Origin of the sequence: Geodermatophilus arenarius (assembly GCF_042654585.1) — a bacterium.
In the GTDB taxonomy this organism is placed as follows: domain Bacteria; phylum Actinomycetota; class Actinomycetes; order Mycobacteriales; family Geodermatophilaceae; genus Geodermatophilus; species Geodermatophilus arenarius.
Map to the genome: position 1 here is coordinate 39405 of NZ_JBHSGR010000004.1, position 14543 is coordinate 53947.

A 14543-nucleotide genomic window follows, 5' to 3' on the forward strand; every position below is an offset into this window, starting at 1 on the left:
TCGCTAGGCCCGGACGCCGTCCCCCGGCCGCCGGTCGTCGCGCTCCTCCGGCGGGATGCGGCAGACCGACTCCAGCCACAGCGCGGCGACGGTCAGCGACACGGCGCACAGGACGCCGACGACCGCGGTGACCGTGTCGCCGCCGGCCGCCTGCAGCCGGGACACCGCCGGGGCCACGTGCAGCAGCACCCCGGCCCAGACACCGACGAACGCCGCGCCGACGAAGGCGCTGGCCTGCGCGAGCACCGCCAGCCGCGCGACCAGCAGCGGCTCGACCCGGCGCACCAGCGGCGCGCCGCGGTCGGCGGGCGGCGCCGCCTCTCCCCCGCGGGCGCTGCGCCGGGCGGCGCGCTCGGCCTCCAGCCGGACGCGCAGCGTGCGGGCGCCGAGCGCCTCGGCGGCGGCGAGCAGCGCCAGCGGCACCGGCAGCCACCAGCGCAGCGGCGGCAGGCTGCCGTAGGTCGCGCGGACCAGCAGCCAGGCGGCCAGCGCCAGCCCGACGGCGACGACGACCAGGTCGCGGCGGTTCACCGGCCCCAATGCAGGTGCTCCCACCGCACGACCGCGGCCACGTCCTCCGGCGGGAGCGCCGCGACGAGGTCGGCCACCCTCCCGTGCCCCGGCAGCACCGCGGTCGGGTCCAGCGACAGCCACGGGACCAGCACGAACGCCCGCTCGTGCGCCCGCGGGTGCGGCAGCGTGAGGGCCGGGTCGTCGGAGAGGACCGGGGTGCCGTCGTCGGCGGTCACCGTGACGACGTCGACGTCGAGGGTGCGCGCGCCCCACCGCACGTCGCGGGTGCGGCCGGCGGCCTGCTCCAGCTCGTGCGCGCGGGCCAGCCAGCCGGCGGCGTCGCGGTCGCCGCGGACGAACACCACCGCGTTGAGGTAGGGCGGCTGCTCGACCGGCCCCCACGGCGGCGTCTCGTACAGCGTCGAGCGGGCGACCAGGCCGTCGACCCGGAGCGCCTCGACGGCGGTGCGCAGCGCCTTCGCGCGGTCGCCGAGGTTGGCGCCGAGCGAGAGCACGGCGCGGCTCACGGCGCACGCTCGCGGCGGATGGTGACGGTGACGTCGTCGAAGGGGACGCCCAGGTCGGCCTCCGGCTTGTGCACGGTGATCTCGGCGGCCTCGACCAGCGGGTCGGCGAGGCAGACGTCGGCCAGCCGCTGGCAGAGGGTCTCGAGCAGGTCCACCGGGTCCCCGGTGAGGACGGCGTGCAGCCGCTGGGCGAGCTCGGCGTAGTCGACCGTCCTGGTCAGGTCGTCGCCGGCCGCGGCGGGTGCGGTGTCGAGCTCCAGGACGGCGTCGACGGAGAAGGTCTGCCCGTTCTCGCGCTCGAAGCCGTGGACGCCGTGGTGGGCGTGCGCGGTCAGGCCCCGGACGGCGATCCGGTCGGGGACGCGGGCGTCAGTCACGGCGGGCCTCCTCGCGGGCGCGCTGGACGGCGGCCACGGTGCGGACGGCGTCGGCCGAGCCCGCGGCGTCGTGCACCCGCACGCCCCAGGCGCCGGCCTCCGCGGCCAGGACGGTCGTGGCCAGGGTGGCGGCGTCGCGTCCCGGCGCCGGGCGCAGTGCGCCGTCGGCACCGGCGAGCAGGCGGCCGAGGAAGGACTTGCGCGAGGCGCCGACCAGCACCGGCAGGCCGAGGGACACCACCTGGGGCAGCGCGGCCAGCAGCGCCCAGTTGTGCGCGGCCTGCTTGGCGAAGCCCAGGCCGGGGTCGAGCACGAGCTGGGCGGGGTCCACGCCCGCCGACAGCGCGGCGTCGACCCGGGTGGTGAGCTCCGCGCAGACCTCGGCGACGACGTCGCCGTAGGTGGCCTGCGCGTACATCTCCCGGCTGTGGCCGCGCCAGTGCATGAGCACCCACGGGACGCCGGCGTCGGCGACGAGCGCGGCCATGCCGTCGTCGGCCAGCCCGCCGCTGATGTCGTTGACCAGCACCGCCCCGGCCTCCAGCGCCGCCTCGGCGACCTCGGTGCGGGTGGTGTCGACGCTGACCCGCACGCCGCCGTCGGTGAGCTCGCGGACCACCGGGACGACGCGGCGGCGCTCCTCGGCGGCGTCCACGCGGTCGGCGCCCGGGCGGGTGGACTCGCCGCCGACGTCGACGTAGTCGGCGCCCGCCGCGGCCATCGCCAGGCCGTGCGCGACCGCGGACGCCGTGTCGGCGAAGCAGCCGCCGTCGGAGAAGGAGTCGGGCGTGACGTTGAGGACGCCCATCACCACGCACCGGCCCGGGTGCAGGAGCTCGGCGGGGCGGCCGGTCACCGGCCCAGGACGAGGCTCATCGCCTCGGCACGGGTGGCCGCGTTGTCCCGGAAGATGCCGCGGACGGCCGAGGTGACCGTCGTCGACCCGGGCTTGCGGATGCCGCGCATGCCCATGCACAGGTGCTCGGCCTCGACGACGACGAGCACGCCGCGCGGCTTGAGGTGCTCGGCCAGCGCGTCGGCGATCTGCCGGGTCATCCGCTCCTGCACCTGCGGGCGGCGGGCGTAGACGTCGACCAGGCGGGCCAGCTTGGACAGCCCGGTCACCCGGCCGTCGTCGCCGGGGATGTAACCGACGTGCGCGGCGCCGTGGAACGGCACCAGGTGGTGCTCGCAGGTCGAGTACATCGGGATGTCCCGGACCAGGACCATCTCGTCGTGGTCCTCGTCGAAGACGGTGGCGAGCACCTCGCCGGGGTCCTGCCAGAGGCCGGCGAAGGTCTCGGCGTAGGCCCGGGCGACCCGGGCGGGGGTGTCCCGCAGCCCGGGCCGGTCCGGGTCCTCGCCCACCGCGAGCAGCAGCTCGCGGACGGCGGCCTCCGCCCGCGCCGAGTCGACCCGCGAGAAGTCCGGACGGACCTCGTCCTCGGCCTCTTCCGGGATCTCACTCATCTCTGGACGGGCGCGCCGACGTCACCGACCGGGTTGTTGCCGCCCTTGACGAGCCCGTTCCCGACCGCGGTGGCGCCGTGGCCGTTCGCCTGGGCCGCCCGCTCGGCGGGGGTCAGCACCGGCGGCTGGTCCGACGGCGTGCGCTTGCCGAAGCCGTTGTAGGGAGCCAGCGACGGGCGCTTGGTGACCGGCGCGCAGATGCGGGCCATGTCGTCCTTGGAGAGGGTCTCCTTCTCGATCAGCTCGAGGACGAGCTGGTCGAGCACGGCCCGGTACTCCACGAGGATCTCCCACGCCTCGTCGTGGGCGGCCTCGATGAGGGCGCGGACCTCGGCGTCGATGTCGGCGGCGACGGCCTCGGAGTAGTCCGGCCGCGAGCCCATGTCCCGGCCGAGGAACGGCTCGGAGTCGGTGCTGCCGTACTTGACCGCGCCGAGCTTGGCGCTCATGCCGTACTGGGTGACCATCGCGCGGGCCATCGAGGTGGCCTTCTCGATGTCGTTGCCGGCACCGGTGGTCGGCTCGTGGAAGACCAGCTCCTCGGCCGCGCGCCCGCCGAGGGCGTAGGCCAGGGTGTCGATCATCTCCGACCGGGTCTGGGTGTACTTGTCCTCGGTCGGCAGGACGAGCGTGTGCCCGAGCGAGCGGCCGCGCGGCAGGATCGTCACCTTGTGCACGGGGTCCAGGTTGGGCAGCGCGTGCGCCACGAGGGCGTGCCCGCCCTCGTGGTAGGCGGTGACCTTCTTCTCCTTCTCGCTCATCGCCCGCGTCTTGCGCTCGGGGCCGGCGATGACGCGGTCGATCGCCTCCTCGACGGTGGCGTCGGTGACGACCGAGTTGCCCTGGCGGGCGGTGAGCAGCGCGGCCTCGTTGAGCACGTTGGCCAGGTCCGCGCCGGTGAAGCCGGGGGTGCGGCGGGCGACGGTCTCGAGGTCGACGTCGGGGGCGAGCGGCTTGCCCTTGGCGTGCACCTCGAGGATCCGCTTGCGGCCCTCGAGGTCGGGCCGGTCGACGGCGATCTGCCGGTCGAAGCGGCCCGGGCGCAGCAGCGCGGGGTCGAGGATGTCCGGCCGGTTGGTGGCGGCGATCATGATGACGCCGCCCTTGACGTCGAAGCCGTCCATCTCGACGAGCATCTGGTTGAGCGTCTGCTCGCGCTCGTCGTGGCCGCCGCCCATGCCGGCGCCGCGGTGCCGGCCGACGGCGTCGATCTCGTCGACGAAGATGATCGCCGGCGCGTTCTGCTTGGCCTGCTCGAACAGGTCGCGGACCCGGCTGGCGCCGACGCCGACGAACATCTCGACGAAGTCCGACCCGGAGATCGAGAAGAACGGCACGCCGGCCTCGCCGGCCACCGCGCGGGCGAGCAGCGTCTTGCCGGTGCCGGGCGGGCCGAACAGCAGCACGCCCTTGGGGATCTTGGCGCCGACGGCCTGGAACTTGACCGGGTTGGCCAGGAAGTCCTTGATCTCCTGCAGTTCCTCGATGGCCTCGTCGGCGCCGGCGACGTCGGCGAACGTCGTCTTCGGCATGTCCTTGCTGACGGTCTTGGCCTTGGACTTGCCGAAGGCCATGACGCCGCGGCCGCCGCCCTGCATGGAGTTGAACAGCCAGAACAGCAGCAGGAGGAGGATGAGGAAGGGCAGGAAGCTGATCAGGACGCTGACGAAGACGTTGTCCTGCGTGACGTTCGTGGTGAAGTCGACGCCGTCACCGGTGCGCTGGCCGTTCGCGTCGATCCCGGAGACCAGGGCGAAGACGTCGTCGGAGGCCCCGATCGGGTACGACGCGCTGATCTGGTCGTTGCCCTCGTAGGGACGGCTCAGGTCGAGGTCGAGGGTCTGTTCCTTGTCGTTGATCGTGACCGACTCGACGTTGCCGTCCTCGATCTGCTGCAGCGCGACCGAGGTGTTGACCTGCTCGTAGCTGGAGCCGCCGCCGAGGAAGGTGGACAGCCCGAGGGCCACCAGGACGACGAGGACGACCCAGAACCACACGGAGCGGAAGATCTTCTTGCGTTCCATACACCGATGCCGGGCGGCCGGGGGGCTCCGGCCTGGCCCGTCGACCCTCCTGATCGCGTCCGGTGACGCTCCGCGCGACCCGGGCGGGCACCCTGGCGCTCGGTCCAGCGTCGTTGCGGTCGACGGTACACCGGGGAGGCTGCACGTCCCCTGTGTGCGAGCTGCCCGGGTGCTGGGCTCTCCCCCGTGCTGGGGACCCCGCTAGCTCGCGTAGACCTCGGGCTTGAGCGTCCCGATGTAGGGCAGGTCGCGGTAGCGCTCCGCGTAGTCGAGGCCGTAGCCGACGACGAACTCGTTGGGGATGTCGAACCCGACGTAGCGCACCGGCACCTCGACCTTGATCGCGTCGGGCTTGCGCAGCAACGCGCACACCTCCAGGGAGGCGGGCCGGCGGCTGCCGAGGTTCTTGAGCAGCCAGGACAGGGTCAGCCCGGAGTCGATGATGTCCTCGAGGACGAGCACGTCCATGCCGGAGATGTCCCGGTCGAGGTCCTTGAGGATGCGCACGACCCCCGAGGAGCTGGTGGAGCTGCCGTAGGAGGAGACGGCCATGAACTCCATCTGGGTGGGCAGCCGCAGCGCCCGGGCGAAGTCGCTCATGAACAGCACCGCGCCCTTGAGGACGCCGACGAGCAGGACCTCCCGGCCCTCGTAGTCCCGCGCGATCTGGTCGGCCAGCTCGGTGATCTTGTCCTGGATCTGCTGCTCGGACAGCAGCACGTGGTCGATGTCGGGGCCGTAGCCGTGGTCGGGCCCCAGCACGACAGGGGTCGACGCGGTCTCGCTCACGGGGCCTGCTCCTCGGGGTCGGGGGCGGTTCCGGCCCTCCCGCCCCGGGAGCCGGCGGGCCGCAGCACCAGCCTGCCAGACGTCCGGAGCGCCTCCGCACCGCCCGGGAGGGCCACCGGTCCCTGCCCGCGCCACCCGGTGAGCAGCGCGTCGACGGCGGCCAGGTGCACCGCCTGCAGGTCGCCGACCCCCGCCCCGCGCAGCCAGCCGCGCAGCACCCGGCGGCGCAGCGCGGCCGGCAGCGGCGCCAGGTCCGCGACCGGCAGGCCGTCCGGGCCGGCGAGCCGGGCGAGGTGGCCGTCGGCCAGCGCGTCGAGGGCGTCGAGGTCCTCCCGCAGCAGGTCCGCCGTCCGGGCCAGGGCCGGCGCGACGCCGCCGCCGAGCACGTCCTCGAGCAGGGGCAGCACCTCGGCGCGCAGCCGCGCGCGGCGGTAGGCGGGGTCGGTGTTCCACGGGTCGTCCCACACCGGCAGGCCCAGGGCCGCGCAGGCGGCCCGGGTGGTGGCCCGGCGGACGCCGAGCAGGGGCCGCCAGAACGGCGGGCGCTCGGCCACCATCCCGGCCACCGAGCGCGGGCCCGAGCCGCGGCCCAGCCCGAGCAGCACGGTCTCGGCCTGGTCGTCGAGGGTGTGGCCGAGGGCGATGCGCGCGCCGCGCTCCCGCGCGCACCCGGTCAGGGCCGCGTACCGGGCGGCGCGGGCCGCGGCCTCGGGGCCGCCCGCGGCGCCCACCTCGACCGGGACGACCAGCACCGGGTCCAGCCCCGTCCCGCGCAGCAGGTCGGCGGTGTCCCGCGCGCGCTGCGCCGACCCCGGCTGCAGACCGTGGTCGACGGTCACCGCGCCCGCGGGCACCCCGGCGCGCGGGGCCTCGAAGGCGACCGCGGCGGCCAGCGCGAGGGAGTCCGCTCCCCCGCTGACGGCGACCAGCACCGGTTGCCCGGACGCCCGCAGGCCCGGCCGGACGGCGCTGCGGACCTGCGCGACCGGGACCGGCGGGCCGCTCACCGCGCCCCGGGGGTCAGGCGGTCACGGCCGGGCGGCCGTGCACCCGCTCGACCCACCGGGCGGGGTCGGTGAGCTCCTCGACGAGCGGCAGGGTCTCCGGCCCGGTCCACACCCGGTTGAAGCCCTCCATGCCGACGAGGTCCACGACGCCGCCGACGAAGGTCCGCCCGTCGGCGTACTGCTTCATCTTCTGCTCCAGGCCCAGCAGCCGGCGCAGCACGCGGTCGAACGGGCCGCGGCCCTTGCGGCGCTGCGCGAAGCGCTTGCGCAGCGTCCGGACCGAGGGCACGACGTCGGGGCCGACGCCGTCCATGACGAACTCGGCGTGCCCCTCGACCAGGCTCATCACCGCGGTGACCCGGTCGAGGACGGCGCGCTGCTCGGGGTCGCGCACCAGCGCCATCAGCCCCTGGGAGCCCTCGTCGCCGTCCCCGCCGCGGACGGCGTCGGCGATCCCGCGGACGAGGTCGGACATCCGGTCGCGCAGCGCGTCGGGGCTGAGGTCGGTGGCCTCGACGAACTCGGCGATCTGTGCCTCGAGGTGGTCGCGCAGCCACGGGAAGGCGGTGAACTGCAGCTGGTGGGTGACCTCGTGCAGGCACACCCACATGCGGAAGTCGGTCGGGTCCACGCCCAGCTTGCGCTCGGCGTCGACGACGTTCGGCGCCACCAGCAGCAGCCGCCCCCCGGTGCCGAACACCTCGTACTGGCCGAGGACGCGGGAGGACAGGAACGCCAGCAGCCCCCCGGCCTGGACGCCGGTGGCGCGCGAGCCGATCGCGGTGGCCAGCGGCCCGGGCCGGCTCTCCGAGCGCTCGGTGAGCGCGGTGACCAGCGGGTCCAGCAGGGCCGCCATGCCGGTGGTGTTGGCGTCGATCCAGCCGGGCCGGTCGACGACGGCGACCTCCGGCACGGGGCCGCCCGCGACCGGGTGCAGCCCGGTCAGGCCCTCGACGTGGGCCACGGCGGCCGCGGCGGCCTCGTGCAGCTCGCGGACGACGGCGCCGGCCTCCTCCCGCGTGGTCGCGGGCCCGGGCCCGGCCAGCCGGCGGGCGGTGCGCCCGGCGAGCTCCCAGTCGACCAGTGCGCTGCTCGTCATCACCTCACCGTACGCGGGGAGGCCGGGCGTCGGCCCCGTTCAGCGGCACCCGCAGGAGGCGAGCGCCGCGGCCACCGCGTCCAGCGCCGCCTCCTCGGGCCCGCCGCCGCCGGTGGTGCCGTTGGCCACCAGCGCGTAGGCCAGCAGCCGGCCGTCGGCGGTGACCACCGTGCCGGCCAGGGCGTGCACGCCGAGCAGCGTGCCGGTCTTGCCGCGCACCGCGCCGGGGGCGGTGGCCGGGTCGGCGTCACCGCGGTCGGCGAGCGTGCCGTCGTAGCCGGCCACGGCCAGCCCGGAGACGACCGCCGAGGCGCCGGGCAGCGAGCCGTCGGCGGCGCCGGTGACCACGTCGGCGAGCAGGTCGGGGGTGACCAGGTCCAGCCGGGACAGCCCGCTGCCGTCGTACAGCTCGACGTCGGTGGTGTCGAGGCCGGCGTCGGCCAGCGCCCCGGTGACCGCCTCCGCCGAGCCCTCGAAGGTGGGCGGCAGGCCGCGGGCCAGGGCGACGTGGCGGGCCAGGGAGTCGGCCAGCAGGTTGTCCGACTGCGACAGCGCCTGCTCGACCAGCCGGGCGACCGGCGCCGAGCGGACGCTGCCCAGCGTCGTGGCGCCGTCGGGGGCCTCGCCGAGCTCGACGGCCGCGTCGGGGACGCCGAGCGCCTCGGCCAGCGCCCGCCCGGCGTCGGTGCCCGGCTGGCCGCTGCGGGCGTTCTCCCCCGGGGCCACCCGTGCGCCGTCCACCGCGGCCGCGGTGACCGGGGCGGCGTAGCCGGAGGGCGCGTCCTCCGGTCCCCAGCCCTCCGCGGTCAGCGGCCCCTCGAACAGCGAGGTGTCGACGACGACCCGGCTCACGGTCGTGCCCGGCGGCAGCGCGGCCAGCACCTGGGCCGCGAGGTCGGCGACGGTGGCGGCGCCCGGGTAGGTGAGCGAGGGGCTGGTCGTGGACAGGGTCGGGTCGCCGCCGCCGACGAGGACGACCTCGTCCGGGGCCGCCCCGGCCACGACCGTCGTCTCGAGCGTGTCGTCGGGGTCCAGGGCGGTCAGCGCCGCGACGGCGGTGAGCAGCTTGGCGGTCGAGGCCGGGGTGACCGGGTCGCCCGCACCCTGGTCGACCAGCGTCTCCCCCGAGGCGACGTCGACCACCTCGGCGTTCACCCCGCGGGCCAGCGCCGGGACCGCCAGCAGCGGGCCCAGCTCGGCGGCGAGCACGTCGGGGTCGGGGGCCGGCGCGTCGGAGGGGAGCGCGGCGAGCACGGGCGCGGGGTCGCCGACGTCGGGCAGCACCGCGGCGGGACCGGCGGCGGCGTCCGGGGCGTCGTCCCTGGTCAGGAACAGCACCCCGCCGGCGACCAGCGCGGCCACCAGCAGCACCGCCAGGGCGCTGACCAGCAGGCGCCGGCGCAGCCGCCGGTAGCTCGGCGTGACCGTCGTCGGACCGCTCGGCGCGATGGTGCCCACCCCCCGTACGAGACCCCGGGGCGGACCTGCGCCGGTGGGCCTGATACCGGTGGGCCACACTACGTGCCGTGCAGTTCGACGTGACGATCGAGATCCCCAAGGGCCAGCGCAACAAGTACGAGCTGGACCACGCCACCGGACGCATCCGGCTCGACCGGATGCTGTTCACCTCCACGCGGTACCCGGCCGACTACGGGTACATCGAGAACACCCTGGGTCAGGACGGCGACCCGCTCGACGCCCTCGTGCTGCTCGAGGAGCCGACCTTCCCCGGGTGCCTCATCACCTGCCGGGCCATCGGCATGTTCCGGATGACCGACGAGAAGGGCGGGGACGACAAGGTCCTCACCGTCCCGGCCACCGACCCGCGCATGGCCCACCTGCAGGACATCACCGACGTCTCGGAGTTCGACCGGCTGGAGATCCAGCACTTCTTCGAGACCTACAAGGACCTCGAGCCGGGCAAGTCGGTCGAGGGCGCCGAGTGGGTCGGCCGGGCCGAGGCCCAGGCCGAGATCGACGCCTCCATCAAGCGGGCCCAGGAGGCCGGCGGCCACTGACCGCCGCCCCCCTGGCCGTCCACCGGCCCTCCGAGCGCACGACGGACGGCGCACGGCGGTGCACCCCCACGCGGGGTGCACCGCCGTCGTCGTGCCGGCGCCGGCTGTCGCGCAGGACGGCTCAGCGCCTCGTGTCGTGCAGGACGACTCAGCGCCTCGTGTCGTGCAGCACGACGGTCAGGAACCCCAGCTCGCCGCGGTAGCCCTCCAGCCACTGCCGCCGGTGCGTGCGGGCGGCCTCCAGGGCCGCGGCGCGGTCCTCCCCGGTCGCCTCGGTCAGCGCCCACTCGGTGACCGCGCCGGTCCAGCACCACTCGTACTCGTCCCACTCGGCGAGCGTGGAGAGGTGGCCGTAGCCGGGCTCGAAGCCGGCCCGGGTCGCCTCGGCCAGCAGCCCGGGCAGGTCCGGCAGCTCGCCGGGCTCGGCGCCGAGGCCGGCCAGCGCCGCCTCGCCGGGCCCGGCCTCCCAGAAGCCGTCGCCGAACAGCACCCGGCCGCCGGGGCGCAGGTGGCCGCGCACCGCGTCGAGGGTCCCGGCCGGCCCGCCGAAGACGTGCGTGGCGCCGATGCAGACGACGACGTCGAACCGCCCACCGCGCCAGGCCGCCGCGTCGGCCTCCACGAGGTCGACCCGGCCGACCAGGCCGCCGAGCGCGGCGCGGTCCCGGGCGGCGTCCAGGGCGGGGGCGGAGGTGTCCACGCCGACGCCGACGACGCCGGGGTGGGCGGCCACCAGCGGCAGCAGCCAGGCGCCGGAGCCGCAGCCGAGGTCGAGCACCCGGCCGCCCTCGGGCGGGGCCAGCCGCGCGACCAGCCGGGCGAGGGCGTCGTCGGAGACGGGGGCCGCGACCGGGTGCCAGCGGTGGGCGACGGCGCTGAGGAGGGCTCTGTCCACGCCGGCAGTCTGGCGCAGCGCGCCGGGGTCAGATGAGGCCGCGGGAGCGCAGGTCGCGCAGCTCGGCGAACACCCGCCGGCGGATGAGGTCCTCGCGCTTCTCCCCCAGGCCCACGAAGCGCAGCGACAGCTCCGTGCGCTCGTCCTCGCGCGGGTGACGCCGGACGACCTCGGCCTTGGCCGACACCCGGGTGCCGTCCAGGTCCACGGTCACCGGGAGGACCGCGCCGACCTCCAGCGCCGCGCCCACCTCCCGCCTGCCGCCGAGGATGCAGCGCATGCCGCCCTCGCTGAGGTCCACGCTGGTCCCCGACAGGAGCACGTCACCGCTGCCCAGCTCGACGGGGACCGACAGCGGGCTGCGGACCGCGGCCCGCCGCTGACCGCGCGAGGCGGGGCCGACGACCCGCAGCCGCCAGGTCGGCGCGTCGCCGGTGCGGACCTCGACCAGCTCCACCGGCAGGGAGCGCAGCTCCTCGGGCCCCCGCCAGATGAGCTCCATGCGCTCGCCCACGTCGAGGCGGACGCGGCGCCGCGAGGCGTCCTCACCGACGCTGACGACGAGCTCGCCGCCCGTCGCCTCCTCGACGAAGCTGGTCAGCACGTCGTCCCGGCTGACCGCCTTCACGTCGAGCACGGCCCTGTCCTCGGGGTAGTCGACTCCCGGCGTCCCCATCGTCGCTCTCCTCGCTCACCTGGTCACCCACGTGACGCCGTCGGACCACCCGGCACGCGGCGGCTCCTCGCGGTCACGTTCCCCACTCCCATCGGCAGCGAGGGCACGGGACTCCAGTCGGGCGCGCCTCCTGCGGGTCCCCCCACCCCCGCCGGGTGAGGTGCCGGCGGGGCACGCCGACGGCCTCAGCCGGAGACGGGCACCCGCGGCCGCGGCACGTCGGCCGGCAGGACGGGGCCCGCGTGCAGCCGCTCCGCGAGCTCCCCGGCCGGGGCGGGCCGGCCGACCAGGTACCCCTGCACCCGGTCGCACCCGAGGGCGGTGAGCCGGCGGACCTGCTCGGCGGTCTCGACCCCCTCGGCGACCACGCGCAACCCGAGACCACGGCCCAGGCCGACGACCCCGGCCACGACCGGGCCGTCGCCGTCGGTCATCCCCGCCGTGAAGGAGCGGTCGATCTTGACCTCGGTCACCGGGAGCCGGCGCAGCTGCGTCAGGGAGGACCACCCGGTGCCGAAGTCGTCGACGGACACGCCGACGCCGAGCCCGCGCAGGCGCGCGAGGTGCCCGTTGCGCACCGCGGCCTCCGACAGCACCTGGCTCTCGGTGACCTCCACCGTCAGCGCCCGGCACGGCAGCCCGGTCTCCAGCAGGACCGCCTCGACCAGGTCGGCGAAGTCGGGGGCGGCGAGCTGGAGCGGGGACACGTTGACGGCCACGTCCAGGTCGAGCCCCTCGCGCCGCCACCGCGCGACCGTGGCGCAGGCCTCGCGGAGGACGTGCGCGCCGAGGTCCCCGATCAGGCCGCCGGCCTCGGCGAGGGGGACGAACACGTCCGGGGGGACGGCGCCGAGCTCGGGGTGACGCCACCGGACCAGCGCCTCCACGGCCGCCACCCGCCCGCTGACCAGGTCGACCTGCGGCTGGTAGTGGACCTCGATCTCCCCGCGCGCCAGGGCGCCGTGCAGGTCGGTCTCCAGCCGCAGCTCGTGCGCCGAGGCGGTCCGCGTGCTGCGGCCGCCGTGCAGCCGGGCCTTGGCCCGCTGCAGGTCCTCGGCGGCCCGGGCGACGAGGTCCCGGGCCGACACCGCGGGCGCGTCCGGGGTGTCCGTCGCCGCTGCGCCGGTCACGAGGTCGACGAAGACGTCCTCGCCGGCCACGGTCACCGGGGTCGTGCAGGCCGCGGCGACCCGGTCCCCGAGTGCCGCGAGCCCCGTGGCCGCGACACCCGGGAGGGCGACGACGAACTGGTCACCGCTGTACCGGGCCAGCACGTCCCCCTCGCGCAACACCGACCGCAGCCGGTCGGCGACCTGCCGCAGGACCTCGTCGCCGGCCTCGTGACCGAGGCTCTCGTTGACCCTGCTCAGCCGGCTGACGTCGCAGAACAGCACCGCGCAGTCGGCGGACCCGTCGTCGCGCGCCACGAGCTGCCGCAGGTGCGCCTCGAACGTCTCGCGGTTCGGCAGCCCGGTGAGGGCGTCGTGCGCGGCCCGCCACTCGACCTCCCCCGCCAGCCGGCTGTTCTCCAACGCCACGCCGGCGATGCCGGCCAGGCCCCATAGGCGCTCGACGAGCGGCTCGCCGAGCACGGCAGGCGGCTCCCGGTGCACCCAGTGCGCCAGCACGACGCCGACGAACCGCTTCCCGACGGCGATCGGCACACCGGCCATGGCGCGCACACCGAACTCCTCCAGGACGCCGCGCGCCCAGGATGAGCCCGAGGCGTCGACGAGCATCGGCCGGCCGTGCCGGACGATCTCGCACAGCTCCGGGCTCTGCGAGGTGTCGGTCGCGTAGCGGGCGATGCGGTCGGCCAGCTCGCCGCTCCAGCCGCTGGCCCCCGCGACCCGGACCGACTCCCCGCCGGACTCCCACAGGGCGACCGCCGAGCGGTCGGCCGAGGAGAGCACCGGCACCGCCTCGGCGACCGCCTGGGCGATCCGCTGCACCGACGGCTGGCCGGCGAGGGACCTCGCCACGGTGAGCAGCAGGCGGGCGGTCTCCTCGTGCTCCCGGGCCTCGGCGAGCAGTGCCGACGTCCGCAGACCCACGGCGGCGTGCCGGGCGAAGGCGGCCAGCACCGCCTCGTCCTCGGGGAAGAACGCCTGCCCCGGCCACAGGACGGCGGCGAGGACGCCGTGGGTCCGGTCGGCCGTGGCCACCGGCACGGCCAGCACCTCCGCGTCCCCCACCCGCTGGAGACCGGGCTGCAGGACGGTGTCGCCGAGGTGGTCCGCGACCTGCGAGCCGAGACCCCGGGCCCGGACGTGCCGGGTCCCGTCCGGCAGGCGGACGTCGAGCAGGTGGCCGGGGGCGTGCAGCGCCCGGTCCGCGCGGGACGTGATGCGGTCCAGGGTCTGCTCGAGGTCGGCACCGCAGACCAGGTCACCGACCGCGTCCTGCAGGATCGCCAGCCGCTCGTCGGACAGCAGCGCCGCGTCCAGGTCGGTCCGGGCCGCGGGCCGCCGGCGCCACGGTCTCCGCGAGGTCCTGCGCCGCGGCACCCAGCTCACCTCGTAGACGCACTCGGGGGCGCCGTCGACCTGGCAGGTCTCGTGCCGCACCTCCGCCGCGGGGAGCCCGAAGACGACGGTCACCTGCCGGAGCATCCCGGCGTTGTAGTCGCAGTCGACCCGGTTCGGGACGTTCGGCGGCAGGACCCGCCACCCCACGCGGGCGGCGCCGGGGTCCGCGCCGAGGCAGCGGAAGACCGTGGCGGTGTCCAGCCGGGTCGACACCCGCGACACCGAGCGCAGCACGGCCTCCGGCGAGCCCAGGGCCCGGACCACCGCCCGGAACGGCGCGAGCGCCTCGTCCTGCAGTGCGGCCTCCCCGAGGCGCAACCCGATCCGCGGGTCGCCGAGCTCGGTGGCCACCGCGTCCAGGAGCGCCGACTTGACCGCGTAGGGCACCCGGCCGTGCAGGCCCTCGAGCTCCGCCCGGCGGTCACCCAGCCCGGACCGTGCCAGCACCCGGTCGGCCGAGCCGTCACCGCCGAGGTCGGCGGCCAGCCGCAGGACCAGTCGTGTGGTGAGTGTGGACGTGCCGGCGTCGTGGTGCATGGATCCCCCCTCCGGCGCCCTGTGGTCCCGGGCACCGACGGGAGAGGTATCGACCGCTCCTGTTCCCCTTTTAGTCCGCGGCT

General features: G+C 76.1%; 14 protein-coding genes. 1 reads left to right on the forward strand and 13 read right to left on the reverse strand.

Going from position 1 to position 14543, the window contains the following annotated elements:
- Positions 1-3: 3 nt before the first annotated feature.
- The 10 genes from ACFO3M_RS05125 to dacB form a co-directional block, all read right to left on the reverse strand.
- A complete protein-coding gene (locus ACFO3M_RS05125; protein WP_387987209.1) occupies positions 4-531 on the reverse strand; it encodes a DUF3180 domain-containing protein in 528 nt (175 codons plus the stop codon).
- A complete protein-coding gene (folK, locus tag ACFO3M_RS05130) occupies positions 528-1040 on the reverse strand; it encodes a 2-amino-4-hydroxy-6-hydroxymethyldihydropteridine diphosphokinase (protein ID WP_387987212.1) in 513 nt (170 codons plus the stop codon). Before folK ends, ACFO3M_RS05125 begins: the two co-directional genes overlap by 4 nt.
- The gene (folB, locus tag ACFO3M_RS05135) at positions 1037-1417 is read right to left on the reverse strand and encodes a dihydroneopterin aldolase (RefSeq protein ID WP_387987215.1); all 381 of its coding nucleotides are present in this window, start codon (positions 1415-1417) and stop codon (positions 1037-1039) included. Before folB ends, folK begins: the two co-directional genes overlap by 4 nt.
- Entirely contained in the window at positions 1410-2273 is an 864-nt protein-coding gene (folP, locus tag ACFO3M_RS05140) for a dihydropteroate synthase (RefSeq protein WP_387987218.1), read from the reverse strand. Before folP ends, folB begins: the two co-directional genes overlap by 8 nt.
- Positions 2270-2887 (reverse strand): GTP cyclohydrolase I FolE, encoded by a 618-nt coding sequence (gene folE / locus ACFO3M_RS05145; protein WP_387987221.1) that lies wholly within the window; start codon positions 2885-2887, stop codon positions 2270-2272. Before folE ends, folP begins: the two co-directional genes overlap by 4 nt.
- Positions 2884-4911, reverse strand: coding sequence for an ATP-dependent zinc metalloprotease FtsH (ftsH, locus tag ACFO3M_RS05150; protein ID WP_387987224.1), 2028 nt, complete (start codon positions 4909-4911; stop codon positions 2884-2886). The genes folE and ftsH overlap by 4 nt, the downstream gene beginning before the upstream one ends.
- 201 nt (positions 4912-5112) lie before the next feature.
- Positions 5113-5700 (reverse strand): hypoxanthine phosphoribosyltransferase, encoded by a 588-nt coding sequence (hpt, locus tag ACFO3M_RS05155; RefSeq protein WP_387987227.1) that lies wholly within the window; start codon positions 5698-5700, stop codon positions 5113-5115.
- Positions 5697-6707 carry a tRNA lysidine(34) synthetase TilS gene (gene tilS, locus ACFO3M_RS05160; protein WP_387987230.1) on the reverse strand — a complete coding sequence of 337 codons (1011 nt, stop codon included), beginning with the start codon at positions 6705-6707 and terminating at the stop codon, positions 5697-5699. The genes hpt and tilS overlap by 4 nt, the downstream gene beginning before the upstream one ends.
- A gap of 13 nt (positions 6708-6720) precedes the next feature.
- A complete protein-coding gene (locus ACFO3M_RS05165; protein WP_387987233.1) occupies positions 6721-7806 on the reverse strand; it encodes a zinc-dependent metalloprotease in 1086 nt (361 codons plus the stop codon).
- A gap of 39 nt (positions 7807-7845) precedes the next feature.
- Positions 7846-9264, reverse strand: a complete 1419-nt coding sequence (gene dacB / locus ACFO3M_RS05170) for a D-alanyl-D-alanine carboxypeptidase/D-alanyl-D-alanine endopeptidase (RefSeq protein WP_387987236.1) — start codon at positions 9262-9264, stop codon at positions 7846-7848.
- A gap of 68 nt (positions 9265-9332) precedes the next feature.
- Between dacB and ACFO3M_RS05175 the strand changes: the two genes are divergently transcribed.
- Positions 9333-9824 carry an inorganic diphosphatase gene (locus ACFO3M_RS05175; protein WP_387987239.1) on the forward strand — a complete coding sequence of 164 codons (492 nt, stop codon included), beginning with the start codon at positions 9333-9335 and terminating at the stop codon, positions 9822-9824.
- Between the two features lie 148 nt (positions 9825-9972).
- Here ACFO3M_RS05175 and ACFO3M_RS05180 read toward each other — a convergent pair whose 3' ends face one another.
- The 3 genes from ACFO3M_RS05180 to ACFO3M_RS05190 form a co-directional block, all read right to left on the reverse strand.
- Positions 9973-10719, reverse strand: coding sequence for an SAM-dependent methyltransferase (locus tag ACFO3M_RS05180; RefSeq protein ID WP_387987242.1), 747 nt, complete (start codon positions 10717-10719; stop codon positions 9973-9975).
- Positions 10720-10747: 28 nt separating this feature from the next.
- Complete coding sequence (locus ACFO3M_RS05185) at positions 10748-11395, reverse strand: PilZ domain-containing protein (protein ID WP_387987245.1); 648 nt, start codon at positions 11393-11395, stop codon at positions 10748-10750.
- 185 nt (positions 11396-11580) lie between these two features.
- On the reverse strand, positions 11581-14460 hold the full coding sequence (locus ACFO3M_RS05190) for a putative bifunctional diguanylate cyclase/phosphodiesterase (protein ID WP_387987248.1): 2880 nt from the start codon (positions 14458-14460) through the stop codon (positions 11581-11583).
- Positions 14461-14543: the final 83 nt, after the last annotated feature.

Bases quoted from the DNA above. Each gene is read 5' to 3' on its own strand.
- folE (WP_387987221.1), bottom strand. From the start codon at position 2,887: ATGAGTGAGATCCCGGAAGAGGCCGAGGACGAGGTCCGTCCGGACTTC.
- ftsH (WP_387987224.1), bottom strand. From the start codon at position 4,911: ATGGAACGCAAGAAGATCTTCCGCTCCGTGTGGTTCTGGGTCGTCCTC.
- ACFO3M_RS05165 (WP_387987233.1), bottom strand. From the start codon at position 7,806: ATGACGAGCAGCGCACTGGTCGACTGGGAGCTCGCCGGGCGCACCGCC.
- ACFO3M_RS05185 (WP_387987245.1), bottom strand. From the start codon at position 11,395: ATGGGGACGCCGGGAGTCGACTACCCCGAGGACAGGGCCGTGCTCGAC.
- ACFO3M_RS05190 (WP_387987248.1), bottom strand. From the start codon at position 14,460: ATGCACCACGACGCCGGCACGTCCACACTCACCACACGACTGGTCCTG.